At 67.9% G+C, this 25,582-nt stretch carries 24 protein-coding genes and 1 tRNA gene; 16 read left to right on the forward strand and 9 right to left on the reverse strand.

Translation table 11 applies throughout. The features are described from left to right. Nucleotides 1–183 precede the first annotated feature (183 nt). Nucleotides 184–1,068 (forward strand): alpha/beta fold hydrolase, encoded by an 885-nt coding sequence (locus H3H36_RS03775; RefSeq protein ID WP_182214242.1) that lies wholly within the window; start codon nucleotides 184–186, stop codon nucleotides 1,066–1,068. Between the two features lie 37 nt (nucleotides 1,069–1,105). Here the strand turns inward: H3H36_RS03775 and H3H36_RS03780 are convergent, their stop codons facing one another. Next, nucleotides 1,106–1,786, reverse strand: coding sequence for a phasin family protein (locus H3H36_RS03780; protein WP_182214245.1), 681 nt, complete (start codon nucleotides 1,784–1,786; stop codon nucleotides 1,106–1,108). Nucleotides 1,787–1,980: 194 nt separating this feature from the next. Beyond that, entirely contained in the window at nucleotides 1,981–2,700 is a 720-nt protein-coding gene (locus tag H3H36_RS03785) for an SOS response-associated peptidase (RefSeq protein WP_182214248.1), read from the reverse strand. A gap of 188 nt (nucleotides 2,701–2,888) precedes the next feature. Here H3H36_RS03785 and H3H36_RS03790 point away from each other — a divergent pair, with 188 nt between their 5' ends. The 9 genes from H3H36_RS03790 to H3H36_RS03830 all read left to right on the forward strand — a co-directional run bounded on the left by H3H36_RS03790 (nucleotide 2,889) and on the right by H3H36_RS03830 (nucleotide 11,786). Further along, nucleotides 2,889–3,242, forward strand: a complete 354-nt coding sequence (locus H3H36_RS03790) for a flagellar basal body protein (RefSeq protein ID WP_182163021.1) — start codon at nucleotides 2,889–2,891, stop codon at nucleotides 3,240–3,242. Between the two features lie 275 nt (nucleotides 3,243–3,517). Further along, on the forward strand, nucleotides 3,518–4,681 hold the full coding sequence (locus tag H3H36_RS03795) for an acyl-CoA dehydrogenase family protein (protein ID WP_182214250.1): 1,164 nt from the start codon (nucleotides 3,518–3,520) through the stop codon (nucleotides 4,679–4,681). Further along, nucleotides 4,674–6,242 (forward strand): class I adenylate-forming enzyme family protein, encoded by a 1,569-nt coding sequence (locus H3H36_RS03800; RefSeq protein WP_182214252.1) that lies wholly within the window; start codon nucleotides 4,674–4,676, stop codon nucleotides 6,240–6,242. Before H3H36_RS03795 ends, H3H36_RS03800 begins: the two co-directional genes overlap by 8 nt. Nucleotides 6,243–6,246: 4 nt before the next feature. Further along, nucleotides 6,247–7,416 carry an ABC transporter substrate-binding protein gene (locus H3H36_RS03805; RefSeq protein WP_182214255.1) on the forward strand — a complete coding sequence of 390 codons (1,170 nt, stop codon included), beginning with the start codon at nucleotides 6,247–6,249 and terminating at the stop codon, nucleotides 7,414–7,416. Between the two features lie 7 nt (nucleotides 7,417–7,423). Further along, on the forward strand, nucleotides 7,424–8,296 hold the full coding sequence (locus tag H3H36_RS03810; protein WP_182214257.1) for a branched-chain amino acid ABC transporter permease: 873 nt from the start codon (nucleotides 7,424–7,426) through the stop codon (nucleotides 8,294–8,296). Then, the gene (locus H3H36_RS03815; protein WP_182214259.1) at nucleotides 8,293–9,309 is read left to right on the forward strand and encodes a branched-chain amino acid ABC transporter permease; all 1,017 of its coding nucleotides are present in this window, start codon (nucleotides 8,293–8,295) and stop codon (nucleotides 9,307–9,309) included. Before H3H36_RS03810 ends, H3H36_RS03815 begins: the two co-directional genes overlap by 4 nt. Then, complete coding sequence (locus H3H36_RS03820) at nucleotides 9,302–10,039, forward strand: ABC transporter ATP-binding protein (RefSeq protein WP_182214262.1); 738 nt, start codon at nucleotides 9,302–9,304, stop codon at nucleotides 10,037–10,039. Before H3H36_RS03815 ends, H3H36_RS03820 begins: the two co-directional genes overlap by 8 nt. After that, entirely contained in the window at nucleotides 10,032–10,733 is a 702-nt protein-coding gene (locus H3H36_RS03825; RefSeq protein WP_182214264.1) for an ABC transporter ATP-binding protein, read from the forward strand. The genes H3H36_RS03820 and H3H36_RS03825 overlap by 8 nt, the downstream gene beginning before the upstream one ends. A gap of 108 nt (nucleotides 10,734–10,841) precedes the next feature. Next, nucleotides 10,842–11,786, forward strand: a complete 945-nt coding sequence (locus tag H3H36_RS03830; RefSeq protein WP_182214267.1) for a gamma-glutamyl-gamma-aminobutyrate hydrolase family protein — start codon at nucleotides 10,842–10,844, stop codon at nucleotides 11,784–11,786. Between the two features lie 181 nt (nucleotides 11,787–11,967). On the opposite strand, the gene H3H36_RS03835 is transcribed toward H3H36_RS03830, so the two are convergent. Together H3H36_RS03835 and H3H36_RS03840 are read right to left on the reverse strand one after the other, a co-directional pair. After that, nucleotides 11,968–13,092, reverse strand: a complete 1,125-nt coding sequence (locus H3H36_RS03835; protein ID WP_182214269.1) for a YbdK family carboxylate-amine ligase — start codon at nucleotides 13,090–13,092, stop codon at nucleotides 11,968–11,970. Nucleotide 13,093: 1 nt separating this feature from the next. Further along, nucleotides 13,094–14,278, reverse strand: a complete 1,185-nt coding sequence (locus tag H3H36_RS03840; RefSeq protein ID WP_182214271.1) for a cation:proton antiporter — start codon at nucleotides 14,276–14,278, stop codon at nucleotides 13,094–13,096. An 84-nt stretch (nucleotides 14,279–14,362) separates the two neighbouring features. Here H3H36_RS03840 and fghA point away from each other — a divergent pair, with 84 nt between their 5' ends. Next, on the forward strand, nucleotides 14,363–15,217 hold the full coding sequence (gene fghA / locus H3H36_RS03845; protein ID WP_182214273.1) for an S-formylglutathione hydrolase: 855 nt from the start codon (nucleotides 14,363–14,365) through the stop codon (nucleotides 15,215–15,217). Nucleotides 15,218–15,220: 3 nt separating this feature from the next. Here the strand turns inward: fghA and H3H36_RS03850 are convergent, their stop codons facing one another. From H3H36_RS03850 to H3H36_RS03860, 3 genes are all read right to left on the reverse strand, one after another. Continuing rightward, the gene (locus H3H36_RS03850) at nucleotides 15,221–15,802 is read right to left on the reverse strand and encodes a DJ-1/PfpI family protein (protein WP_182214275.1); all 582 of its coding nucleotides are present in this window, start codon (nucleotides 15,800–15,802) and stop codon (nucleotides 15,221–15,223) included. Nucleotides 15,803–15,912: 110 nt separating this feature from the next. Continuing rightward, nucleotides 15,913–16,866 (reverse strand): chemotaxis protein, encoded by a 954-nt coding sequence (locus H3H36_RS03855; protein WP_182214277.1) that lies wholly within the window; start codon nucleotides 16,864–16,866, stop codon nucleotides 15,913–15,915. A gap of 291 nt (nucleotides 16,867–17,157) precedes the next feature. Next, nucleotides 17,158–17,233, reverse strand: a tRNA-Gly gene (locus H3H36_RS03860). Between the two features lie 127 nt (nucleotides 17,234–17,360). Here H3H36_RS03860 and H3H36_RS03865 point away from each other — a divergent pair. From H3H36_RS03865 to H3H36_RS03875, 3 genes are all read left to right on the forward strand, one after another. After that, entirely contained in the window at nucleotides 17,361–19,004 is a 1,644-nt protein-coding gene (locus H3H36_RS03865; RefSeq protein WP_182214280.1) for a Na+/H+ antiporter, read from the forward strand. A 65-nt stretch (nucleotides 19,005–19,069) separates the two neighbouring features. Next, nucleotides 19,070–19,297 carry a hypothetical protein gene (locus H3H36_RS03870; RefSeq protein ID WP_182214701.1) on the forward strand — a complete coding sequence of 76 codons (228 nt, stop codon included), beginning with the start codon at nucleotides 19,070–19,072 and terminating at the stop codon, nucleotides 19,295–19,297. Between the two features lie 343 nt (nucleotides 19,298–19,640). Then, nucleotides 19,641–20,396, forward strand: coding sequence for a class I SAM-dependent methyltransferase (locus H3H36_RS03875; RefSeq protein ID WP_182214282.1), 756 nt, complete (start codon nucleotides 19,641–19,643; stop codon nucleotides 20,394–20,396). Between the two features lie 19 nt (nucleotides 20,397–20,415). On the opposite strand, the gene H3H36_RS03880 is transcribed toward H3H36_RS03875, so the two are convergent. Next, the gene (locus H3H36_RS03880) at nucleotides 20,416–22,824 is read right to left on the reverse strand and encodes a penicillin acylase family protein (RefSeq protein ID WP_182214284.1); all 2,409 of its coding nucleotides are present in this window, start codon (nucleotides 22,822–22,824) and stop codon (nucleotides 20,416–20,418) included. Between the two features lie 202 nt (nucleotides 22,825–23,026). On the opposite strand from H3H36_RS03880, the gene H3H36_RS03885 reads away from it, so the two are divergent. Together H3H36_RS03885 and H3H36_RS03890 are read left to right on the forward strand one after the other, a co-directional pair. Beyond that, complete coding sequence (locus H3H36_RS03885; protein WP_182214286.1) at nucleotides 23,027–23,530, forward strand: GAF domain-containing protein; 504 nt, start codon at nucleotides 23,027–23,029, stop codon at nucleotides 23,528–23,530. Beyond that, a complete protein-coding gene (locus H3H36_RS03890) occupies nucleotides 23,523–23,930 on the forward strand; it encodes a DNA-binding transcriptional response regulator (RefSeq protein WP_182214288.1) in 408 nt (135 codons plus the stop codon). The genes H3H36_RS03885 and H3H36_RS03890 overlap by 8 nt, the downstream gene beginning before the upstream one ends. A 20-nt stretch (nucleotides 23,931–23,950) precedes the next feature. Here the strand turns inward: H3H36_RS03890 and H3H36_RS03895 are convergent, their stop codons facing one another. Continuing rightward, nucleotides 23,951–25,453: an AMP nucleosidase gene (locus H3H36_RS03895; protein ID WP_182214291.1), complete on the reverse strand. Its 1,503-nt coding sequence runs from the start codon at nucleotides 25,451–25,453 to the stop codon at nucleotides 23,951–23,953. Between the last annotated feature and the right edge of the window lie 129 nt (nucleotides 25,454–25,582).

Below are 25,582 nucleotides of genomic sequence, written 5' to 3' on the forward strand. Positions count from 1 at the left end.
AGAAATTGGCGCCAGTACTACAACGCGAGCGCCAGCGGCGGCTACCACAGCAAGGCCGCGCCCGTCGCTGCCCTTGTGGGCCGCGAAGCTATGAAGCAGGCGCGAGTATCGGTATGATGTGGCCGATACTGTCCAATTCCAAGGGCCCGCGCGGGCCCGTCCAGCCCACAGGTGGAGCACGCGATGGAATTCATCAACACGGAACGACTGCGCATCGGCTACCGCGAATACGGCATGCCGGACGGCGAACCGCTGATCCTGTTGCACGGCTGGCCGGACGATGTCCATACCTGGGACCAGTTGCTCCCCACGCTGGCCAGCGTGGGCTACCGCATCATCGTGCCGTTCCTGCGCGGCGCTGGCGAAACCCGCTTTCTCGATCCCCACACGCCCCGCAGCGGGCAACTGAGCGCGCTGGCGCAGGATGCGCTGGACCTGGCCGACGCCCTGCGCCTGCCGCCGGTCACCCTCATCGGCCACGACTGGGGCGCCCGCGCGGCCTACAACGCGGCTCTGCTGGCGCCGCAACGGGTGCGGCGCTGCATTGCCCTGTCGGTCGGCTGGGGCACCAACGACGCCAGCCAGGCACTGAGCCTGGAACAGGCGCGCAACTACTGGTATCATTGGTATATGGCCACGGAACGGGGCGCGGACGCCGTGCGCAAGGAACGCCGTGAACTGGCCTGTTTGCTGTGGCAGACATGGGCACCGACCTGGCAATTTACCCAGGCCGAGTTCCGCAGCACGGCACACTCGTTCGACAACCCGGACTGGCCGGCCGTCACCGTGCATTCATACCGCCACCGCTGGGGCTTCGCGGCCGGCGATCCCTATTACGCACCGCAGGAGGCGGCCCTGCGCGACAGCAGCGTGATCACCGTGCCCACCCTGCTGCTGCATGGGGACCAGGATGGCGCCAACGGCATCGCCACCTCGGCCCACAAGGAACACCTGTTTTCCGGCCCCTACCAACGCATCGTCCTGGCCGGGGCCGGCCACTTTCCCCAGCGCGAACAGCCGGAGGCCGTGGCCGGCCACATCCTGGACTGGCTGCGCGAGACGCCCTGAGCGCGGCGCCCCTTCCCATCCGACACGCCGGCCGGGGTCAGGTTTCCTTACGCGCGCCCGGCTTGCCAGCGGCGGTGGACGCACTACCCTGATGCACGCCCTGGGTCGACGGACTGCCCTGCTGCATGCCGGCCCCGGCCGTACCGCCCTGCATGCCCGGGGGCGTCTCGCGCCCCTCCATGCCATCGCCGTGGGCGCTTTGCAACGTGGACGAGCCCCGCATCTCGTTACCGTGCGCGGCCTGGCGCATGCTTTGGTCGGCCAGGCGCTCGAACGGATCGGTGAACTTGCGCATCGCATCCTGCTGGTTGCGCATGGTCTTTTCCGTTTCCTCGGTGGCCACGCGCGCCACCTCGTCGGCCAGGGCCTTGGCGGTGCGGCTCGTTTCGGCCACGTGTTCCTCGGCCACCTTGGCCAGGTCCACATGGGTATCGGCGGCGATGCGCGACACATGCTGCTGGTAGGCGCGCAGTTTCTCGGCGGCCGGCTGGGCGTGGGCGGCGGCGGCGGCCAGCACTTCGGCCGGCCGGTTGGCCGTCAACATCTGCTGGCCGGCCACACTGCCTTCCTCAAGCATGGTCTGGGCCAGTTGCAGGTTCAGGTCGCTGTACTGCTGGATGGTACGGAACAGCGATTTGGACATGTCGTTGAAGTACGACAACTGTGCCTCCAGGTGGCTCTTGGCGGCGGGAGTGACGGTGTGCTGAAATGGGTACATGGATGCCTCGAATGGTGTGATAGTTGCTTGGGTTTGAATGGCGGAATCTCCCGTTGCTGCGGGGTATACGGCGGTCAAACGGGCTGACGACGCGCGGTTGAAGCGCGAGTCACAAGGCTACGTTAGCAGCACCTTCGGGGCATGATCTGGATCAAACGTGCGGGCCTTTCAAACCGGCCCGCGCAAGCCACTGTTCACAACGGCAACGACAATTGCGGCGCCGGCTCTGGCGCCGCCGGCGCAGCTTCGGCCGCCGCTCCGGCGCCGGGCGCCGCCTTGACCGCAGGCCGCGCCGAAGCGAGCGTGGCCTGCTCCCAGGCGAAGCAATCGGGCCCCAGCGCCAGCGCGCGGGCCAGCTCGGCCGCCTGCTCCGGTGACAGGTCCGAGTCCAGCCAGGTGGCCGCGTCGGCCGCCTCCAGCACCAGCGGACTGCGGTCGTGCACGTCCACCATGCCGCCCTGGGAATCGGTGGTCAGCAGCACAAAGCCGCCCTCGGCGGGATGGTCGCGCGCGGGCGCGAAGCTGGCCAGCGCCAGCATGAACAACGGCGCGCGGTCCTTGCGGTGTATATGCCAGGCCTGGCGCTTGCCCTTCTCGCCCGTCCACTCGTACCAGCCGTGGGCCGGCACCACGGCGCGCCCCGTCTGCAACAGGCGGCGCCAGTAATTGCCGTGAATTTTCTCCAGCCGCGCCTGGTAGGCGACGGGCAGCTTGCCCACGGCCCAGGATGGCCGGTAGCCCCAGTAGATATCCTCGGCGGCGGGCGCGCCGCCATGCATGTGAAAGATCAACCGCGCCGTGCCCGGCGTGGCGTTGTGGGTGGGCTCGGCCTGGCCCCGGTAGGCCGCGTCGGCCCAGCCGAAGGCGGCCACGTAACGCCGCGCGATATCGTTTTGATCGAATCGTCCGCACATGATGCGCACCAGCCAGCTAGTTGATGACGCAACTATTCTAGCGCCGAACAGGCACCGCCGTACTCAGCGGTTGGGCAGCGCGCGGGGTACGCACCCGCGCCAGTCCGATCTGCCCAATATTTCAGCAAAAGGTGTACGCGGGGCGGCGATGCGGTGTACACTATAGTTTCTTGCCGAAGGGAAATAACATGAGTATCGCCGCCCTCAGCGCCGGCCTGTCCGGTCTGAACGCCAGCCAGCGCGCGCTGGACACCACCGCGCACAATGTCGCCAACGCCAGCACCCAGGGCTTCCAGCCCCGCCAGGCGCAATTCCAGGAAGCCAGCCCGGCCGGCAGCGGCGTGACGCTGTCGCAACAGGCACGGGCCCAGGCGGCGGCCACGCCGGCGGCCACCTCGGGCGCCCTGAAAGGCGACAGCGGCACCGACCTGGCCAAGGAAGCCACCAACGCGCTGGTCTACAAGGCCCAGTTCGACCTGTCGGCCAAAGTCATCAAGACCACCGACCAGACGCTGGGTTCACTCATCAACATCAAGGCTTGAATTCCAGCCCGATGGGTCGCCCGCGCGCGGCAAACTTTCCGAAAAAACATTGACAGCGGCGGCCCCGCAGGGGCACACTGCGCCGGACTGGCGTGGCGCAGCGCCGTTCCCAGGCCCGGCATCGCACGGCGTTCCATGCCCGCCGGCCGGGCACTCCCACCTCCACCACGACCAGGGCCAGCACGCGCCCGGCACCCGCGCGCGCATGGCGGCCATGCCAGCGACACCGGCAACACGGCCAACCAGCCACGGGCCACGCCAACGAAAGGACGCCCTTGATACGCGACCAGGAAACGCTACAGCTGCTGCTCGACAGTGTGCGCCGCTTCGTGCGCGAGGTGCTGCTGCCCCATGAACGGGAAGTGGCCGACACCGACCAGATCCCGCCCGCCATCGTGGCGCAAATGCGCGCACTGGGCCTGTTCGGCTTGTCGTTGCCGGAGCAGTACGGCGGCCTGGCCCTGACCATGGAGGAGGAAGTGCAGGTAGCGTTCGAGCTGGCCCACGCCTCGCCCGCCTTCCGTTCGCTGATCGGCACCAACAACGGCATCGGCGCCATGGGCATCGTGCTCGACGGCAGCGACGCGCAGCGCGCGCGCTACCTGCCGCGCATGGCCAGCGGAGAATTGATCGGCGCGTTCGCCCTGACCGAGCCGGAAGCAGGCTCGGACGCCGCCGCCCTGCGCACCAGCGCCGTGCGTGGCCACGACGCCGACGGCGACCACTACCTGCTTAACGGCACCAAGCGCTACATCACCAACGCGCCCGAAGCGGGCCTGTTCACGGTCATGGCCCGCACCGATGCGGCCACGCCCGGCGCCGCCGGCGTGTCGGCCTTCCTGGTCGAACGGGACACGCCCGGCCTCACGCTGGGCAAGATCGACCGCAAGATGGGCCAGCGCGGCGCCCACACCTGCGACGTCATTTTTGAAAACTGCCGGGTACCGGCCGCTAATCTGATCGGGCGCGAGGGAGCCGGCTTCAAGACGGCCATGAAGGTGCTCGACAAGGGCCGCCTGCATATCGCCGCCGTCTGCGTGGGCGCGGCCGAACGGATGCTGGACGACGCGCTGCGCTACGCCATCGAACGGCGCCAGTTCGGCCAGCCCATCGCCGAATTCCAGCTGGTGCAAGCCATGCTGGCCGACAGCCAGACAGAAATCTACGCCGCCCGCAGCATGGTTCTGGACGCGGCCCGGCGCCGCGACGATGGCCACAACATCGGCACCGAGGCCGCCTGCTGCAAGCTGTTCGCCTCCGAGATGTGCGGCCGCGTGGCCGACCGCGCCGTGCAGATCCTGGGCGGCGCCGGCTACATGGCCGACTACGCGGCCGAACGCTTCTACCGCGACGTGCGCCTGTTCCGCATCTTCGAAGGTACCTCGCAAGTGCAGCAGCTCGTCATCGCCCGCAACATGATCAAGGCCGCCCATGCGTGATACCGACACCGCCTCCCTGCTGGAAGCCCTGCCCGCCCGCCTGTGCGACATCGTGCGCGCCGGCGCCGCGCGCGCCCCGCACGACCACGCGCTGCACGACGGCCAGCGCCACTGGAGCTACGCCGCACTGGCGCAGGCCGTGGACGACACGGCCGCCCTGCTGCGCAAGCTGAAGGTGCGCGGCGGCGACCGCGTGATGGTGGTGGCGGAAAACTGCGTGGCGCAAGCGGTACTGACCTTCGCCTGCGCCGCCGTCGACGCCTGGGTGGTGCACGTGAACGGCCGCCTGTCGGCGCGCGAAGTGGACCTGATCCGCGACCACAGCGGCGCGCGCCGCGTGTTCTACACGGCGTCCTGCTCGCCGGAAGCGGCGGCCCACGGCCAGCGCCATGGCGCCCGTGTGGCCGACACGGCGTTCGGCCAGTGGATGATAGGTGAACTCAATACGGCCTGCGTGCCGGAGCCGGTGCACGCCGACGGTGCCACGCAAACGGCCGCCCTGCTCTACACCACCGGCACCACGGGCCAGCCCAAGGGCGTGATGCTGAGCCACCGCAGCCTGCTGTACATCGCCGCCGTCTCCAGCCGCCTGCGCGGCTTGCAGCCAAGTGACCGGGCCTGGGGCGTGCTGCCCATCTCGCACGTGTACGGCCTGGCCTCCGTGATGCTGGGCACCCTGTACGCGGGCGCCTGCCTGTACCTGTGCCCGCGCTTCCAACCCGCGCTGCTGCTGCAGGCGCTGGAGCACCACCGCCTCACCATCCTGCAGGGCGTGCCCGGCATGTACGCGCGCCTGCTCGAAACACTGGCCACGCCGGGCCAGCGCCTGGAAACCCAGCTGCGCTTCATCTACGCCGGCGGCTCGCCGCTCACACCGACCCTGAAGGCGGACGTGGAGCAGTTGTTCGGCCTGCCCCTGCACAACGGCTACGGCCTGACGGAATCGGCCCCCACCATCAGCCAGACCCGCCTGGACCAGCCGCGCGCCGACACCTCGGTGGGCATGGTGATTCCCGGCGTGGAAGCGCGTGTCGTCGATGCCGATGGCGTGGACGTGGCGCCCGGCACGCCGGGCGAACTGTGGGTGCGTGGCCCCAACGTGATGCTGGGCTACTACCGCGAGCCGGGCCTGAGCGCGGCCGCCATGCATCCTGGCGGCTGGCTCAACACGGGCGACATCGCCCGCCGCGACGCCGACGGCGCGCTGTTCATCGCCGGGCGCACCAAGGAATTGATCATCCGGTCCGGCTTCAACGTCTATCCGCTGGAAGTGGAAACGGTGCTCAACGCCCATCCGGGCGTGACCCAGTCGGCCGTGGTGGGACGCAGCGCGGCCGAGGGCAACGAGGAAGTGGTAGCCTATGTGGAGCTGGACCCGCGCCGCGACGTAACCCTGGACGAATTGCACCGCCACCTGGCCGGCGCGCTGGCGCCCTACAAACGCCCGGCCGAGATCATCGCCATGGCGGCGCTGCCGGCGGCGGCCAGCGGCAAGATCCTGAAAAACCAGCTGCGCCAGATGGCTCAAGGCGCAGTTCATAACAAGCATGGGAGAGAGTGAACATATGCAAACGACATTCAAGCGCGCCACCTTGGCGGCATTGGTCATCGCAGCTTGCGCCAGCGGCGCGGCGCGGGCCGAGGAATTCCTGGTCGGCGTGGAACTGCCGCTGACGGGCAGCCTGGCCCGCGTGGGTAATGGCATGCAGGAAGGTGTGGCCGTGGCGGCCGAAGTGTTCAACAAGACCAACGGCAAGCACAAGATCAAGCTGGCCACGGTGGACGATGAATCGGCGCCGGCCAAGGCCATCGCGGCGGTGGAAAAGCTGGCCAGCCAGGGCGCCGTGGCCATCACGGGCGGCTACGGTTCGAACAATATCTCACCTGCGTCGGACGCGGCCAACAAGCTCAATCTGGTCTACATGACGTCCGGCGGCGTGGACGACAGCCTGGTCAACAGCGGCCGCAAGAACTTCTTCCGCATTAATAACACGGCCGGCTACGAGCGCGCCGTGCTGGGCCTGTTGAGCGACCTGGGGGCCAAATCCGTCTCCATCATCTACTCGACCAAGGAAGCCACCTCTGATCTGAGCGCCGCCGTCACCAAGGCGCTGGGTGCGCGCGGCGTGAAGGTCAACGGCCACTCGTTCGATCCGGCCATCACCGACTTCAAGCCCATCGTCAACAAGATCAAGCTGCAGGACAAGTCCGACGTGATCCTGATGGTCGGCTACGAGAACGACTACGTGGGCATCCTGCGCGCGGCGCGCGTGCTCAAGCCCGGCGTCAAGGCCATGGTGGGCGTGTGGTCGCTGGCCACGCCCAAGATGGCGGCTGAATTCCCGGACCTGATGCCCAATGTGTACGGCACGGCCCTGCTGCCCTTCCCCGCCACGTTCGAGACGGCCGACGGCAAGGCTTTTGCCGACGGCTACCGCCAGCTCTACAAGAAGGAGCCCGACTACCTGGGCCAGTTCGGCTACGTGCAGGCCACGCTGCTGTTCGAAGCCATCGCGCGCGCAGCCGACAAAGGGACGATCAAGAAAGGCGGCATCGCGGAGGAACTGCGCAAGACCGACCGCGACACCCTGATCGGCCGCGTGCAGTTCAACGCCAATGGCGACAACCCCAACTTCGTACACCGCATGGGCCAGCACCAGGACAAGAAGATCGTCATCGTGTGGCCGAAGGAACATGCCACGGGCAAGCCGGTCTATCCCGGCCTGCCATGGTAAGGCGGGCATGACGGAACTGCTGCTCCAGGCCCTGTATTCGGGCCTGCTGCAAGGCTGCTCGTACGCGCTGATCGCGCTCGGCCTGGCGCTGGTGTTCGGCAGCACCAGGGTGATCAACCTCGCGCACGGCGAACTGGTACTGCTGGCGGCCTACGTGGCCTACACGCTGGAATCGGGCTTCGGGCTGGGCCCCGTGGCCGCCATTCCGGCCGCGCTGGCCGTCACCTGCGTGGCATCGGCCGGCGTGTACGGCGTCGTGCGGCGCATCCGCCAGGACCGCGAGATCAATTCGCTGATCCTCACCTTCGGCATTGGCATCATCCTCACCAACGCGATGCTGCTGGTGTGGAAGGCCGACGTGCGCTCCACCAGTTCCACCTGGCTGCAGGACGCCGTGGTGCTGGGACCACTCTACAGCATGCGCAGCGAACTGCTGTTCGCCGTGCTGGCCGTGCTGCTGCTGGCGGCCCTGTGGTGGTGGCTGGCGCGCAGCTGGCATGGCCGCGCGCTGCGTGCCGTGGCCAGCAACCGCGACGCGGCCGCGCTGATGGGCATCCGGCCGGGCCGCGTGGAACTGCTGTCCTTTCTCGTCTCGGGCGCGCTGGCCGCGTTCGCCGGCGTGGCCTTGTACTGCTACGGCGTGATCCAGCCAGCCTACGGCGGCGCGCTGACCATCAAGGCCTTCGTCATCACCGTGCTGGCCGGCGTGGGCTCCATTCCCGGCGTGCTGCTGGGCGCCCTGCTGCTGGGCGTATGCGAGGCGCTCACCGTCACCCTGGCCAGCTCCGCGCTGCAGGAACTGGCCGGCATGGTGCTGTTCCTGCTGGTGCTGTTCGTGCTGCCTAACGGCTTGCTGGGCACGGCCCGGAGGCGCGGATGACGGGCACACATCGCGCCCATCGAGCCGGTGGCGCGCCCCATGCGCGTGCGCGCGCGGTTGGCCGGGCGGCGCCGCAGGCGCTGGCATGGACCGGCGGCCTGGCGGCGGCCTACCTCGCGGTGCCGCTGCTGCTGGGCGCCAATCTCTACGTCATGAGCCTGGTGGTGGCGGCGCTGGTGATCGCCTGCGTGGCCCTGTCGTGGGCCTTGCTGGGCAACCTGGGCGGCATGGTCAGCTTCGGCCACAGCGCCTTCTTCGGCGTGGGCGCCTATGTGTCGGCGCTGCTGACGACAAAAGCGGGCCTGCCCGTGCCGCTGGGGATGGCATTGGGCGGCGCCGGCGCCGTGCTGGCCGCCTTCATCATGCTGCCAGTGCTGCGCTTGCGCGGCCCCTACTTCGCGCTGGCCATCCTCGCCTGCGCACATATCCTGCGCATCGTGGCCACGGAATGGAGCGGCGTGACGGGCGGCGCGGCCGGCATCGCCAACATCCCCGTGCTGCCTGCCGTGTTCGGACAGGCGCCCGGCGCGAAGGCGGGCGCCTACCTGGTCATGCTCACCATCGTGCTGCTGTTCGCGTGGGTCTACCACCGCATCCGCGCCAGCCACTACGGCCTGGCCCTGCGCGCCATGCACGACAGCGAGGACGCCACCCGCGTGGTGGGCGTCAACAGCACGCTGCTCAAGGGCGCCATGCTGCTGCTGTCGGCCTTCATGGCCGGCGTGGCGGGCGCCTTCAATGCCCACTACATCAACTTCCTGGAACCGGATTATGCGTTCAACAGCGTGTGGATCACGGTGCCCATCGTGGCGGCCATCTTCGGCGGCTACCGCACCATCGCGGGACCCGTGATCGGGGCGCTGGTGGTGTACCTGCTCGACCAGCTGGTGTTCAAGTCGCTGATGCCAACCGGGCACCAACTGGTGCTGGGCGCGCTGCTGGTCGCCATGATGGTGGCCAGTCCATCGGGCTTGCTGCCGCTGCTGCGCCGACGGGGAGAACGACATGCTTGAGCTGGACAATCTCAGCGTGCGCTTTGGCGGCCTGGCCGCCGTGGACGGCGTATCGCTGCGCGTGGACAGCCACGAAGTGCTGGGCCTCGTGGGCCCCAACGGCGCCGGCAAGACCACGCTGTTCAACGCCATTTCCGGCCTGGCGCGTCCCGCCGGCGGCGCGATCCGCTTCAACGGCGCCAACATCGTGCGCACGCCCCTGTTCCGCCGCGCGCGGCTGGGCATTGGCCGCACCTTCCAGATCCCGCAGCCGATGCACGAGCTGACGGTGCGCGAAAACCTGGTCGTGGCGCAACGTTTTGGGACCGGCCGCGTGGACCACCAGCGCATCGCCGAAATCCTTGATTTCACGGGCCTGGCCGCCAAGGCCGGCAGCGACGCCGCCACCGGCCTGGCGCTGACGGAACTGAAGGCGCTGGAAGTGGCCAAGGCGCTGGCCACCAATCCGCGCCTGCTGCTGCTGGACGAAGTGCTGGCCGGGCTGGAGACGGTGGGCAAGCGACGCTTCATGGCCATGCTGGGCGAGCTGCATGCGCGCTTCGGCGTGGCGATGGTCATCATCGAGCATGACATCGAAACCATCAGCACCCTGTGCCAGCGCGTGGCGGTGCTCGATTTCGGCCGCCTGATCGCGGACGGCGCGCCCGATGCCGTATTCCGTCATCCGGACGTCATGCGCAGCTATACGGGAACGTCCGCCGGAACGTCCACTGGAGCGTCCGATGCTTGAACTGAGCGGTGTACGGGCCGGCTACGGCGCCATCAACGTGCTGTGGGACGTGTCGCTGACGGCTGCCGCCGGCCAGCTGACGGCCATCATCGGACCCAATGGCGCCGGCAAGACCACGCTGCTGCGCGCCATCATGGGGCTGCTGCCGCTGGGTGCGGGCCAGGTGGCGCTGGATGGCCAGCCGCTGCGTGGCGCGCCGGCCTGGCGCATGGCGGAACTGGGGGTGGCCATGGTGCCCGAGGGCCGCATGGTGTTTCGCGACATGAGCGTGGAAGAAAACCTCATCATGGGCGCCTTCCTGCCGGCCCACCGGCCGCACGTGAAGGCGCGGCTGGAACAGGCATACGCCACCTTCACGCGCCTGCGCGAGCGGCGCAGGCAGGCGGCCGGCGCGCTCTCGGGCGGCGAGGCGCAGATGCTCGCGCTGGCGCGCGGCCTGATGTCCGAGCCGCGCCTGTTGATCGTCGATGAACCGTCGCTGGGCCTGGCGCCGCTGGTGGTGAATGAATTGTTCAATATCCTGGCCGGCCTGAAGGCGGCCGGCCGCACCATCATTCTCGTCGAGCAGAATACGGAACGGGCACTGGCCATCGCCGACCATGTGTACCTGATGCAAAGCGGGAAAGTGGCCCTGTCCCGCCCCGCCCGCGAAGTGGACCTGGAACAGCTGCACGACTTGTACTTCGGCCGTTAATTTCACCCGCTGATTTGCCCCTGATTTGGCCCGCAGGCACAGCCCAGCCGCGCGCCGCCCCGGCCCAGGCTGTGGCACACTGGCCTCTTTGCAAGCAAGAGCTCCGGCATGGACCAAGGTGACGACAACCCGCAGCCGCCGCGCCGCCGCAAGGAAGACGCGGAGGAAGCCATGCCGCGCTATCTCGATCCCGGCGACACGGTGTTCAGTTTGTGGGGCCGCGTGCTGCGGGCGCGCTACCGCCACCTGGCCGCCGCCGTCACCCGCCACATCATCCAGCGCCCGCTGCACATCGGGATCTCGGCCCGCATCTTCCACCCGGAGCCGGGCGCGCGCGGGCTGCGCAGCAAGAAGCTGCAATACCTGGAGGAGTCGATCGCGCAATGGGTGATGTCGCGCGACGTGCTGGTGTTCATGGTCCCCACCGTCAACACGGACGGCCTGCTCCACCCCAGCAATATCCGCCTGCGCGACTACGCGCGCCACCTGGACGGGCTGGTGCTGCAAGGGGGCGCCGACGTCTCGCCGCAAAGCTATTCGGAAGCGCCCACCCGGCCTGAATGGAGCGGCGACCGCGCGCGCGACATGTACGAGCTGGAGCTGCTGCATGAATTCGTGGAAGCGGGCAAGCCGGTGCTGGGCGTGTGCCGTGGCTGCCAGCTGATCAACGTGGCCTTTGGCGGCACGCTGTACCAGGATATCGCGTCCGACGTGCCCACGGCCCAGCCCCACGTGCATGAGGATTACGACCGCCACCGCCACGCCGTCACCTTCCCGCGCGGCTCGTCACTGGCCCGGCTGTTCGCGGGCCAGGCGCCCGGCCTGGTGAACTCCATCCACCACCAGGCCGTCAAGACGCTGGGGCGCGACATGATGATCGAGGCCCTGTCCGAGCCGGACCAGATGGTGGAAGCGATCCGCTACCGCAAGGCGCCGTTCGTGATGGGCTTGCAGTGGCATCCGGAATTCCACCGCGCCGGCGGGGTCGAACTGCTCGACTGCACGCCCATCCTCGACAACTTCCTGCGGGTGGCGCGCGAGACGCGGTTCTGAGGCGCCCCAGGCCCGCTAATAGTTGATGACTCAAGCATCCACGCATCCCCACCCCGCCCTTCCGCAGCGCGCCGGTTTCAGGCAAAGCAGCGGGGTCAGGTCCGGCAATCTGCCAAATTGATGGCGTGATGCCGGACCTGACCCCGCTTCCCGGACCTCCCCCCGCTTCCGCACTTCCGTTTCAGGCGAGGTTGTTGCGAAAGCGCGCGATGGCCGCCTCCACCATGCCTTCGGCGCTGCCGCGCGCCTGGAACTCGCCGCGCAGCTGGTGCGCGTCGCCACCGTCGCGCAGCACCTGCTCCAGGTGCGCCAGCGCCGCGCTGCCGCCCAGCGCCGCGCCATGGGGCGCCATCGCCTCCAGCGTGGCCAGGATGTCGTCGCGCAGCGGCAGGCTGTCGTAGGTACGTGGATGCACCAGCGTGCCATCCAGGCCGAAGCGGCAAGCCTGGAAGCGGTTGTAGTTGTAGACCAGGTAGTTATCCTCGCATGGCTGCTCGCGCCGGTGTTCGAGCAGGTAGCGGCACAGCGCTTGCAGGTACGCCGCCAGCGCGGCGGCCCGCTGCACCGTCAGTGGCGTGTCACACACCCGCAGTTCGATGGTGCCGTATTCGGGCTTGGGCCGGATATCCCAGTAAAAGTCCTTCATGCTCTTGATGACGCCCGTGTGCTCCATCTTGGCGAAGTAATCGTCGGCGAACTGGCTCCAGCGCAGCATGAACGGCGCCCGCCCGCTCATGGGGAAGGCGAACACGGAATTGAGGCGGGCCGAATGGAACAGCGTGTCGTTGCCCTGCACAAAAGGCGACGAGGCCGACAAGGCGATGAAGTGCGGCACGTAGCGGCCCAGCGCGTGCAGCAGGTACAGCGCGTCGTCGCCGTTGGCGCAGCCGATGTGCACGTGCTGGCCGAACACGGTGAACTGCTTGGCCAGGTAGCCATACAGGGCCGACACTTGCTGGAAGCGCGGTTTGGCGAAGATGCGCTGCTCGGACCACTTCTGGAACGGGTGGGTGCCGCCGCCGCAGATGCCGATGTTGAGCATCTCGCCAGCCTGCACCAGCGTGTCGCGCACCTGTTCCAATTGCGCCAGCAGTTCCGTATGGTTGGTGTGCACGTCCGAGTTAATCTCGATCATGCTCTCGGTGATTTCCGGCGTCACGTTGCCGGGGAAGGGTTTGCGGGCCAGCAGGTGCAGCAGGTCCGGGCTCGACGCCGACAGGTCGAAGTCCGACAGGCTGACCAGTTGCAGCTCCAGCTCCACGCCCATGGTCAGGGGCACGGAGTGCTTGAACGGTTCCAATGCCATGTCAGGCCTCCGGTCGTTGGGTTTCGTTGGCCCACACCAGCGCGCGCTGGGTGAGGATGGGGCCCGCCACTTCCAGCAGCAGGATCATGGCGGCCAGCGCCGCCAGCTCGTCCACCAGCACCACGCCCATCTGGCGGGTCTGCTCCAGCAGCAGCGTGATGAACACGGACATCGGCGACAGCGCGATCCCCGTCAACAGGCCCTTGCGCCAGGACGTGCCGCCCGGATGCGAGAACAGCGCCACGGCCGCCATCTTGACGACGAAGCGCGCCGCCACCAGCACCGCGCCCAGCGCCGCGCCCTCCACCACGCGCTCCCACGGCAGCACGGTGACGGCGAACACGAACAGCAGCACCGTCAGCAGCTCGCCGATGCTGCCGAAATTGCGCTCGGTGCGGGCGAAGGCCACGCGCCGGTGGCGCGCCACGAGGCCAAAGGCCAGCGCCGCCAGCACGGGCGACAGGTTGGTCGCGTGGGTCAGCGCCACCAGCAGCACCACGCCCAGCGCGAAGCCGACGGTGCCATCCTGCGACAGCGCGCCAAGGCGGCGCAGCAGGGCCGGCGCGCCAAAGCCGAACAGCGCACCCAGCGCGGCCGAGGCCAGCAGCTCGATCAGGCTGTGCGAGACGGCCTGCCACAAATTGCCGGAAGTCTGGAACACCCACACGCCCACGATCACCTTGAACACGAACACGGACAGCACGCAGTTGATGGCCACCAGGTGCAGCAAGCGCTCCGTCACCTGGCCGGAGCTGTTCTGCTCATTGACCACCCGCAGCACGCCGGCCGGCGAGGTGGACATGGCCAGCGACGCCAGCAGCAGCGACGTCAGCGGCGGCATGCCCGTCAGCTGCGAGATGCCATACACGGCGCCAAACGTGGCGGCCGCCTCGGCCAGCCCGCTGACGGCAATCCAGGGATTGATGCGCAACCAGTGCAGGTTGATGCGGTAGCCGAATTCGAACAGGATCAGGCCGAAACCGAGATTGGCCAACAGCGTGACGGTGCTCGATGCGCCGCTGGCCAGCGCGGCCGGCCACACCTGGGCCAGGCCGAAGCCCACCAGCCCATACACGCTGATACGGGGCACGCGGCACCAGCGGTACGCGCACTCCCCCGCCAGCCAGGCCAGCGCGATCGCGAGCGGCCAGCCCAGTTCCGTCAAGACGATATCAAGATTCGGCATGCGCCTCCCACAGTTGTGATCCTAGTACAATTCTGCCCATCCACGCCGCCGGGCACCGTGCGGTATTGAACATAAGGACAGCAGATGCCAGAACTGATCAGCGAACACGCCTGCTTCGGCGGCACCCAGCGCTTCTACCGCCATGCGTCGCAGGCGGTTGGCCTGCCGATGCGGTTTTCCGTCTTCATTCCCCCGCACGCGCCGGGCGCGAAACTGCCCGCGCTGTTCTATCTGGCCGGCCTGACCTGCACCGAGGAGACCTTCATGATCAAGGCCGGCGCGCAGCGCGTGGCGGCCGAACTGGGACTGGTGCTGATCGCGCCCGACACCAGTCCGCGCGGCGCCAGCGTGCCCGGCGAGACGGACCAGTGGGACCTGGGTGTGGGCGCCGGCTTTTACGTGGACGCGACCGAGCAGCCATGGCGCGGCCACTACCGGATGGACAGCTATCTGCAAGAGCTGCATGCGCTGGCGTGCGCCGCGCTGCCGGTGGATGCGGCGCGGGTGGGCATCTTCGGCCATTCGATGGGCGGCCATGGCGCGCTCACGCAGGCCTTGCGCCGGCCGCACCTGTTCCGCTCCGTGTCGGCCTTCGCCCCCATCGCCGCGCCCACGCAATGCCCGTGGGGCCGCAAGGCGTTCAGCGCCTACCTGGGCAACGATGAGAACAGCTGGCGCCAGTACGATGCCAGCGCGCTGATGGCGGAATCGACAACGCCGTTCCCGGCCGGGATACTGATCGACCAGGGCCTGGCCGACAAATTCCTGGATGAGCAACTGCACCCGGACCAGTTCGAAGCGGCCTGCCGCACGGCGGCCCAGCCACTGCGGCTGCGGCGCCACGCAGGCTACGACCACGGCTACTACTTCATCGCCACCTTCATGGAAGAACACTTGCGCTTCCACGCCCGCAACCTGGGCGTGGAGATGAGCGCATGACGATTACAGCTTGATTTCCGTCCCCAGCCGCGCCAGGAACTGGCCCAGCCAGGCCGGATGGGCGGGCCAGGCGGGCGCCGTGACGAACTGGCCGTCCGTCACGGCCTGGTCGACGGGAATGTCCGCATACTCGGCGCCGGCCTGCCGCACTTCGGGCGCGCAGGCCGGGTAGGCCGAAATGCGCTTGCCGCGGATGACGTCGGCCGCCGTCAGCAGCTGGGCGCCATGGCAGACAGCGGCGATCGGCTTGCCGGCCGCCGCCATCTGCTGCACGATCTCGATCACGCGCGGATTCAGGCGCAGGTACTCGGGCGCGCGGCCGCCGGCGATCATCAGGCCGTCGTACGTGGCCACGTCCACGCTGTCGAAGGCGGCGTTGATGGTGAAGCGGTGGCCCGGTTTCTCCGTATAGGTCTGGTCGCCTTCAAAGTCGTGGATGGCGGTCTTGATGGTGTCGCCCGGCTGCTTGCCGGGGCACACGGCGTGCACCACGTGGCCCACCATCTGCAATGCCTGGAACGGCACCATGGTCTCGTAGTCTTCCGCGAAATCGCCGGTCAGGAACAAAATCTTCTTAGCTGCCACGGTAGCTCCTTTCGAAAAGGGTTGAGGGCCGTGCCAGTCCGGCAATGTTAGCCAGACCACCACGACCCTCAGAGTGTAACCCGATTCGAAACGGCGTGCGCCGCGCCGCCTTATTTTTGCAGCACCTGGCGGATGGTGGCGGCCAGGTCCTCGGCCACGAACTTGGCCACGTAGGCGTCCGCGCCCACGCCCTTGACGTGGTCCTCGTTGGTCTTGCCCGACAGCGAGGAATGGATCACCACGGGGATCTTGGCGAAACGGGCGTCCTGCTTGATCAGGCGGGTCAGCGTGAAGCCGTCCATTTCCGGCATTTCCAGGTCGGTCAGCACCAGCCCCACGCGCTCCTCGACCGGCACGCCTTCGGCCTTGGCGCCGTCGGCGATGTGCTGCAGCCGGTCCCACGCCTCCTTGCCGGTCTTGGTCATGATGTAGTGCGCCCCCATGGCCGTCAGGCCCTTCTCGATCAGGCTGCGCGCCACCACCGAGTCGTCGGCCGCCAGGATGATCTGGCCCGGTTTGAGCAGCAGTTGCGGGCCGATGGTTTCAGGATCCACGTCCTTGCCTTCGGGCGGCACCAGTTCGCGCAGGATGGTTTCCACGTCCAGCACCTGGGCCAGGCGGGTGTTCTGCACGTCGCCGTCGACGCGCGCGATGCTGGTCACGCGGCCGCCGGCCGTGCCTTCGGCCGTCAGCACCTGGCTCCAGTCCAGGCGCACGATCTCGTCCACCGACTCCACGGCGAAGGCCTGGGTGGTGCGGGCAAATTCGGTCACCAGCATGATGTTCAGGCCCGTCTTGGGAATCACGCCGACGATGGACGGCAGGTCCAGCACGGTGATGATCTGGCCGCGCAGATTGACCACGCCCAGCATGTGCGGCGAGGAGCCCGCCACGGCCGTCACTTCCGGCATGGCGACGATTTCACGGATCTTGAAGACGTTAATGCCAAACAGCTCGGAATGTTCGCCGTTGGCGTCGCCACCGAGCCGGAACAGCAGCAGTTCGAATTTATTGGAGTTGGTCAGGTTACTGCGTTCGTCAACTTCCTGTTGAACTGATTTCATCTCTCATCTCCGTGTTCGGTCATTGGTGTGACCCAGCCGTAGCCGGTCAGTGGCGCACAGGGTGTTCCTGCCCACGCCATCGTAACATTGCGTTGCCAGTATAGCGAATAAGCATGCATTTACGACAGCCTTGGGAGGGGCCCGCCGTCATTCTGCCGCATGTTATACAACGTTCGCGCCTGTGGCGATGTACTACGTGTAGAAAGATTGACGCCGATGCCAGCCCGGGCTGACATGGAACAAGACGGGGAATAAAAAAAGGAAGCCATCGGGCTTCCTTTCTTTTGAATCTGGAGCGGGAGAAGAGTCTCGAACTCTCGACCTCAACCTTGGCAAGGTTGCGCTCTACCAACTGAGCTACTCCCGCGGAGAGCCCGCATTATGACAGAAAGATTTCCGCTTGGCCAGAGTCTGCCCCAACTTTCTGAAAAAACATGATTGCTCCCATCCCCTATAATCTGGCGGCTCAACACTGAACAGGACAAAGGACGGGAATGGATGCGATCGAAGTGGTGCTGGCCATGCTGCTGGCCGTGGTGGCCAGCGCCTTCATCGTGCGCGTGATGCCGCGCGCGCCGCTGCCGCTGGTGCAGATCGGGCTGGGCGCGCTGATCGCGGCCAAGTCCAGCCACGGCGTGGACCTGGAGCCGGAACTGTTCTTCCTCACCTTTTTGCCGCCGCTGCTGTTCCTCGATGGCTGGCGCATTCCCAAGAGCGGCCTGCTGCGCGACAAGGGCACCATCCTGGAACTGGCGCTGGGCCTGGTGGTATTCACGGTGCTGGGCGCCGGCTTCCTGATCCACTGGCTGATTCCCGCCATGCCGCTGCCGGTGGCGTTCGCGCTGGCGGCCATCGTCTCGCCCACCGACCCGGTGGCCGTGTCAGCCATCGCCGCACGCGCGCCCATCCCCAAGCGCCTGATGCACATCCTGGAAGGCGAATCGCTGCTCAACGACGCCAGTGGCCTGGTCTGCTTCCGCTTCGCCGTGGCGGCCGCGCTCACCGGCCATTTTTCGCTTGGTTCGGCCGCCCTCACCTTCCTGTGGCTGGCCTGCGGCGGGCTGGCGGCCGGCATCGCCATCACGCTGCTGGTGACGGGCGTCCAGCGCTGGCTCACGGTACGCTTCGGCGAACCGGCCGGCTCGCCCATCCTGGTCAACCTGCTGCTGCCGTTCGGCGCCTACCTGGGCGCCGAACACCTGCACGCATCCGGCATCCTGGCCGCCGTGGCGGCCGGCGTCACCATGAGCTACGTGGAACTGAGCGGCAGCGCGCTGGCAGCCACCCGCATCCAGCGCGCCGCCGTGTGGGACACGGTGCAGTTCGCGCTGAACGGCATCATGTTCGTGCTGCTGGGCGAACAACTGCCCGACATCTTCCATGGCGCGCGCGCCTCGATTGCCCAGGGTGGCCACGACAACCCGTGGTGGCTGGCCGTCTACGCGCTGGCCATCAGCGCCGGGCTGCTGGTGCTGCGCTTTGGCTGGGTGTGGGCGTCGCTGCGGCTGAGCATTTTCAGGCAGCACATGCGGGGCCAGCCCCGCATGAAGATCAAGCCACGCCTGCTGCTGGCCATGTCGCTGGCCGGCGTGCGCGGCACCATCACGCTGGCCGGCGTGCTGACGCTGCCGCTGGTGCTGCCCAGCGGCGCGCCCTTCCCCGCGCGCGACCTGACCGTGTTCCTGGCCAGCGCCGTGATCCTGGTGTCGCTGCTGGCGGCCAGCATCGTCCTGCCACGCCTGCTGAACGGCATGCACTTCCCGGACGAACCGGCCGAGCAGCTGGCCGAGGACCGGGCCCGGCGCGACGCGGCCACGGCCGCCATCATCGCCGTCGAGACGGCGCAAGTGGAACTGATGCCGCGCAGCGCCGATGCGCAAGCGTGGCCGCAGGCGGCCGCGCGCGTGATCGCGCTGTACCGGCACCGGCTGCACGAAGCCGAGGGCGATGGCGAGAACGACGGCGGCAGCCGCACCGCCTTGCGCGAACTGGCCGAGGCGGAACAGGCACTGCGCCTGGCCGCGCTGGCGGCCGAGCGCGAGGCCATCTTCCGGCTGGCGCGCCATGACTTGCTGCCCGACGATGTGACCCGCAAGCTGGTGCGCGAAATCGACCTGGTCGAGGCGCGCTACCGCTGACCACCGCCACGCCCGCATCGCGCTACAATCCACGTTTTCAGAACTACACCAAGAACGCCATCATGATGACCATCTTCGCCACCCCCGTGTTCGACGCCACCGTCATTTTCGAAGACAAGGAATTATTCAAGGGCCAGGGCGCCGCCAAGGGCTGGGCAGAGAAACTGGCACGCGAGCTGGAAACGGACATCACCGTGCAAAAGATCGGCACCGGCTGGGCCCTGTGCGGCACCGTCGATGGCGAGGCGTGCCAGTGGGGTATCCATGGCCAGCGGCTCAAGCGCATCAACTAACGCGATGACACCACGGCCTCGAAAATCGGGCCGGCGCTGTATGCACCATGCGCCCCTCCAGGGCCGTGTGGAGAATCTTCTATTTCCTGTCCTGTTTTCTTCTGTTTTCTTCTGCTTTTCCCGGTTTCGCGATTACCGGGCAAAATCGAAGGAAGCAGAACAAAACAGAAGCGGAAATAGAACGAAGTCCACAAGGAGCCCGCTGCTCCACGCCCAAGCCGAGCCGCGTTGTTTTAGCGTTCGATTAAGATTAACTTAACAACAGCGCTTGCTTTTCAGGTATGTTATTGCTCGGCGCCGCCACGAGCCGCGCCACTCAACCTAACCTGAAGGGGACGTCCACATGAACCAGCAACCACGCTTCACGCAACGCCTGACCCAAGCCGCGCTCGCCCTGAGCCTGGCCGCCCTGCTCGCTCCCGCCGCCGCGCTGGCCGATCCGGCCGCCGCGCCCCAGTATGCATCCATCATCGCCAGCCCGCTGCGCACGGCCGACGACATCAAGGGCGACGCCAAGCGCAAGCCAGCCGTATTCCTGGCCTTCGCCGGCGTGCAGCCGGGCATGAAGGTGCTGGACGTGGCCGCCGGCGGCGGCTCCACCTCGCAGCTGCTGGCACTGGCCGTGGGCAGCACGGGTGAAGTGTGGGCGCAGGGACAGAAGGCCAGTCCCGGCATGGAAAAACGGCTGGCCGAGCATCCGCAGGCGAACCTGCATCCGGTGCTGCAAAGCTTCGACAATCCCGTGCCGGCCGGCGCGCCGCCGCTGGACCTGGTCACGCTGATCATGAACTACCATGACATCGTCAACCTGCCCACCGACCGCGCGGCCATGAACAAGCACATTTACGACGCGCTCAAGCCGGGCGGCCACTACATCGTGATCGACAACGCGGCCAAGGCTGGCAGCGGCCTGTCGGCCACCAACACCCTGCACCGCATCGACGAGGCGACGCTGGTGGAGGAAGTGACCAAGGCCGGCTTCACCGTCGAAGCGACCAGCGACTACCTGCGCGCGCCATCCGACCCGCGCGAGCAGCCCTTCTTCAAGATGGACGGCAAGCCGGACGACAAGTTCGCCATCCGCTTCGTGAAGAAATAAGCCTAACCCGAGCGCCCCGTCAGCGCACGAAAGTCAGCGTGTGCGCGGTGGGGCCGGGCAGCAGCGGCGTCTGGCGTCCCGCCACCCAGTCGGCCCGGCCGTCGAGGAAGTACGGCGACAGCGGATGGCCACTCTGCCCGCCCGGCATGTTGAAGATGCCCTGCTCCTCCTTGCCCGGCGTGACCGTCAACCGCTCCGACTGGCCAAAGGTGGGCCCCGCCACGCGCGGCATATTGCTGTCGCCGGGCAGCATGTCGGCCGGCACCCGGAGCCAGCGGCCCAGCAGCGGCACGGCGCTGGCGAACGGATGGGCGCTGGCGGCCGTGTTGCGCTGGCCCCAGGTGGCCGCCGCCAGCGGCTGACCATCCTTGGTCAGGTCGGCCGTCACCCGGTCGATGGCGGCCAGTTGCACTTCCTGCCAGCTCGCGTAAGGCGCGGGCAGCCAGGCGGCCGGCTGGGCATCCAGCAGGCGCGCCAGCGCCACCGGCCAGCGCTGCGTGACGGCGGCCATGTTGGATTTGGGGTCGAGTTTGGCCAGTTCGTCGTTGGCGTGCTCGAACACGATGTCATACAGCGCATGCATGTAACCGCGCGCGATGCGGTAGCCGGCTGAATCGACGCTGGCATGGCCTGTCCAGTTGTCCTTCAACAGCCGCAACGCTTCGGCGCGCTGGACGTGGCCGGCCACCGCCTTGCCGTTGTCCGCCATCAGCGCCTTGATGGCGCGCTCGCGCCACCCTTCCATGAAAACGGCACGGTCATCCAGCCCCACCGCGTACACTTGCGGCACGCCCGTTTTCGCGCCCAGCGCGCGCAGGTCGTCACGCACCTGGCGCGTGCGCGCGCCCAGGTCGAAGCCGCCATCGCCGATCAGCTCCGCGCCGGCGCCAGCCAGCTGGCGGCTGTTGGCCGTGGCCAGCTGGCCGCCGGCCGGATTGAACACGCGCGGATAATCGGCCGGCGCCAGCCAGCCTTGCCACACGCCGGCCGCGTCGGCCGCCGCCAGCGGATACGTGGCCGCCTCGCCCGTGGCGGCGCGGCGCGGCAGCGGGCCGGCGATGGTCCAGCCGATATTGCCACGGTCGTCGCCAGCCACGAAGTTCTGGGCCGGGATGCCCAGCGTGGGCGCGATCATCAATGCCTGCTGCACCGAGTTGGCCGATTCCAGCTGCAAGGCGTTGAAGTTGATGGCGGCCGCCGTGTGTGCCGTCCAGTGCACGGCGTACTGGCGGCCCGCCACTGCGCGGATCGGGCCCAGCGACGTTTCGCGCACCGCCAGCTTGTCGGCCGGCGCGCCTTTGACGAGTATGGTTTCTTCGTGCAGTACTGGCGTCTCCCAGCCGGCCTGGGTGCGCACCTGGCCGGGATGGGCGCCGTCCGTGTCGAGCGCGATCAGGTCCAGGTAATCGCCGTAGCTGTTGGTGAAGCCCCAGGCCACGTGGCCATTGCTGCCCACCACCACGGCCGGCGTGCCGGGCAGGGTCACGCCCACCACGCGGCGCTGGCCGCCACCGGCGTCCGGAAATTGCAGGGCCGCCCGGTACCACGTGTTGGGCAGCTGTATGCCCAGGTGCATATCGTCGGACACGATGGCGCCGCCATCGGCGCTGCGGCTGCCGGCAACGGCCCAGTTGTTACTGCCGACCATGTCGAGGAAGGCCACGGAGGCCGTTTGCGGCGCACCCGGCGCGCGCGGCTTGCCCCACCACGCGGGCGCTGCGGCCGGAATGGGAGCGTCGGCCAGCGCCAACTGGTCCGCGTCCAGCGGCGCATCCCACTGGCTGGCCGCTGGCGCCAGGAAGGCGCGCTGCGCCGCGTCCGTGTGCGCCAGCAGCCAGCCGCGCGCCAGCTCGCGCGCCTCCTGGCCGCCTTGCAGGTCGAAGTACATGGCCCAGATCACCAGCAGCGTATCCTCGGGCGACCACGGACGGGGCGCCATGCCGATCAGCGCATATTCGAACGGCCGCGCGTGCAGGCCCTGCAAGCCGGCGTTGACGCCAGCGACGTAGCGGTCCAGCAGCGCGCGCTGGCCGGCCGGCATGCCTTGCAGCGCCAGCGTGGCGCGGGCGCGGAAGCGGTGCAGCCGGTGGGTGCGGTCCACGCCCAGCGCGCGGGCGCCGAACAGTTCGGACAATTCGCCAGCCGCCACCCGGCGCAGCAGATCCATCTGGAAGTAGCGGTCCTGGGCGTGCACGAAGCCGGTCGCATAGGCCACGTCGAGCCGGTCGGCGCCGCTGATGAGCGGCACACCGTGCGCGTCGCGCGCCACGCTCACCTGCGCGTGCAAGGCCGGCGCATGCAGTTCGCCGTCCAGCTGCGCCATGCTGGCGCGCAGGTACAGCCAGCCGCCCAGCGCGCTCGCCGCCACCAACCCCGCCGCGCCCAGCGCCGCGCGGCCAGTCCACACCCTCAATCTGCTTTTCTGCATGCGTTTTCCTCTCGTTTGCGGCTGGCACGGGCGGCAGCCAGCGGGGAAGTTTGCCAGAAATCGGCGCGCTGGCATAGCGTGCGCGGCAGGCCATGCCAGCGCCACAGTTCCGCTCCTGCGGACCACACAAAAGTCACCGCAAGCGCGCCCGCATCTGCTACATTGTGCTTTCCGCCGACTCGCTTTCAACTGAACAGCCGCCATGCTTACCGCCCCCAAGCCCGACGACGAGGCGCAACGCCTGGCCGCGCTGCGCGCGCTGCTGATCCTGGACACGCCGCCCGAGGAACGATTCGACAAGGTGGTGGCCTTCGCGCAGGCGGAATTCGACGTGCCGGTGGCGTTGATCTCGCTGGTGGACGGTGAACGGCAATGGTTCAAGGCTAACGTGGGCCTGCCCTTGTGCCAGACGGCGCGTGACATCTCGTTCTGCGGCCACGCCATCCTGCAACCGGAGATCCTGCTGGTGCCCGACGCGCTGGCCGATCCCCGCTTCGCCGACAATCCGCTGGTGACGGGTGCGCCGCACGTGCGCTTCTACGCCGGCGCGCCCCTGATCAACCCGTCCGGCCACGCGCTGGGCACCCTGTGCCTGATCGACCACCGCCCGCGCCGGCTCGACACGGTGGAGCTGTCCATCCTGGCCACGCTGCGCGACCTCGTGATGCAGGAGCTGTATCCATCGACGGAGGCAGGCCATGGCTGAACGTGCCGCGCGCACCCTGCTGCTGGTGGAACCGGAAACGCTGTTGCGCCGCACCGTGTCGCTGACGGCGCGCACGCTGGGACTGGGCGAGGTGCATGAAGCGGCCAGCCTGGCCGAAGCGCGCCGGCTGCTGCGCGACCAGCCGTTCGATGGCGCCATGATCGCCATCGACTGCGAAAGCTGCGCCAGCGCGTCCTACGACCTGGGCCTGCTGGACCTGGTGCGGCTTGGCCAATCCGCCAGCGCGCCCACCATTCCGATCGCCGTGCTGGCCGACAGCGCCACCGCGCCCATGCTGCACGATTTGCGCGAGCGCGACGTGAAACGGGTCATCCTCAAGCCGTTCCGCGCCCGCGTGCTGCTGGACGCGTTCGCGGAATTCGGCACACGCGCCACCTGAGCTGCGGCAGCGCGACCATCCTACTGGAACGCCACCTCCGTGAAGCTGCGCAGTTTGCGGCTGTGCAGCTTATCCACGCCCAGCGCGCGCAGCATCTCCATGGCGCGGATGCCGATGCGCAGGTGCTGGTCGACCCGCTCGCGGTAGAAGTGATTGGCCATGCCCGGCAGCTTGATCTCGCCGTGCATGGGCTTATCGCTCACGCACAGCAAGGTGCCGTACGGGACGCGGAAGCGGAAGCCGTTGGCGGCGATGGTGGCGCTTTCCATGTCCAGCGCCACGGCGCGGCTCTGGCTGAAGCGGCGTTCGGGCGTGCGCTGCGGCAGCAGCTCCCAGTTGCGGTTGTCGGTGCTGGCCACGGTCCCCGTGCGCATCACGCGCTTGAGGTCATGGCCCGTCAGCTGCGTCACCTCGGCCACGGCGGCCTCGATCGCCACCTGCACCTCGGCCAGCGGCGGGATCGGCACCCACAGCGGCAAGTCCTCGTCGAGCACATGGTCTTCGCGCACATAGCCGTGGGCCAGCACGTAATCGCCCAGCTGCTGGGTGTTGCGCAAGCCGGCGCAGTGGCCCAGCATCAGCCACGCGTGCGGGCGCAGCACGGCCACGTGGTCGGTGATGGTCTTGGCATTGGCCGGCCCCACGCCGATGTTGACCATGCTGATACCGCTGCCGTCGGCCCGGATCAGGTGATAGCCGGGCATCTGCGGCAAGCGTGGCAAGGGCGCGCCCAGCGCGTCGCCCGGTTCGGCGGCCGTGCCGGCGCGGCGCGTGACCAGGTTGCCCGGCTCGATGAAGGCGATGTAATCGTCCTGCCCCTCCTTGAGCGGTTCGCGCATCAAGGCCTGGCCCAGCTTGACGAATTCGTCGATGTAGAACTGGTAGTTGGTGAACAGGACGAACTTCTGGAAGTGCTCGGGCGAGGTGCCCGTATAGTGGCGCAGCCGCTGCAGCGAATAATCGACGCGCGGGGCCGTGAACAGGGCCAGCGGCGCAGGCTTGCCGGGCGGCGTCTCGTGGGTGCCGTTGGCGATGCCGTCATCCATCGCGCCGAGGTCGGGCAGGTCGAACACGTCGCGCATCAGCAAGCGCCGCTCGGCGCTCAGGCTGCCCTCGATATGTTCATGCTCGGCGAACGAGAAGTGGATGGGAATGGGTTGGGTGCTGATCCCCACTTGCAGGTGAACGGGCTGGCGGCTGGCGTGGTTCTTCAGCAGCAGGCGGAATTGCTGCTGGTAGTAGCGCTCGTACAGGTCGGGCCGGGTCAGCGTCGTCTCGTAGGTGCCGGGACCGGCCACGAAGCCGAACGACAAGCGCGAATCGGCGCGCGCCACCGTGTCCGTGTGCACGCGCACGAAAGGGTAGCAGGCCCGCACCCGCTCGCCCACGTCCTCACCGGCCACGAAGCGGCGCATGGCTTCGCGCAAATGGGCGATGCTGCCATCGTAAATGGTCTTGACCTGCTCCCATGCGGCGACCGGATCGTCGAACAGCATGGGGGCGATGAACGGGCGGTGGTGCATGGCGGCTCCTTCGACGGCGATAACGTAGGGCAATTAACGCCAGTGTATGCGAACCGCGGGGTCAGTGCCAACATTCGCGAAATTCGGTGTCAGGTCTGTCATTCGGACACACGGACCATGACTTTGAGT

It is taken from the genome of Rugamonas fusca, from assembly GCF_014042365.1.
GTDB lineage: Bacteria > Pseudomonadota > Gammaproteobacteria > Burkholderiales > Burkholderiaceae_D > Rugamonas > Rugamonas fusca.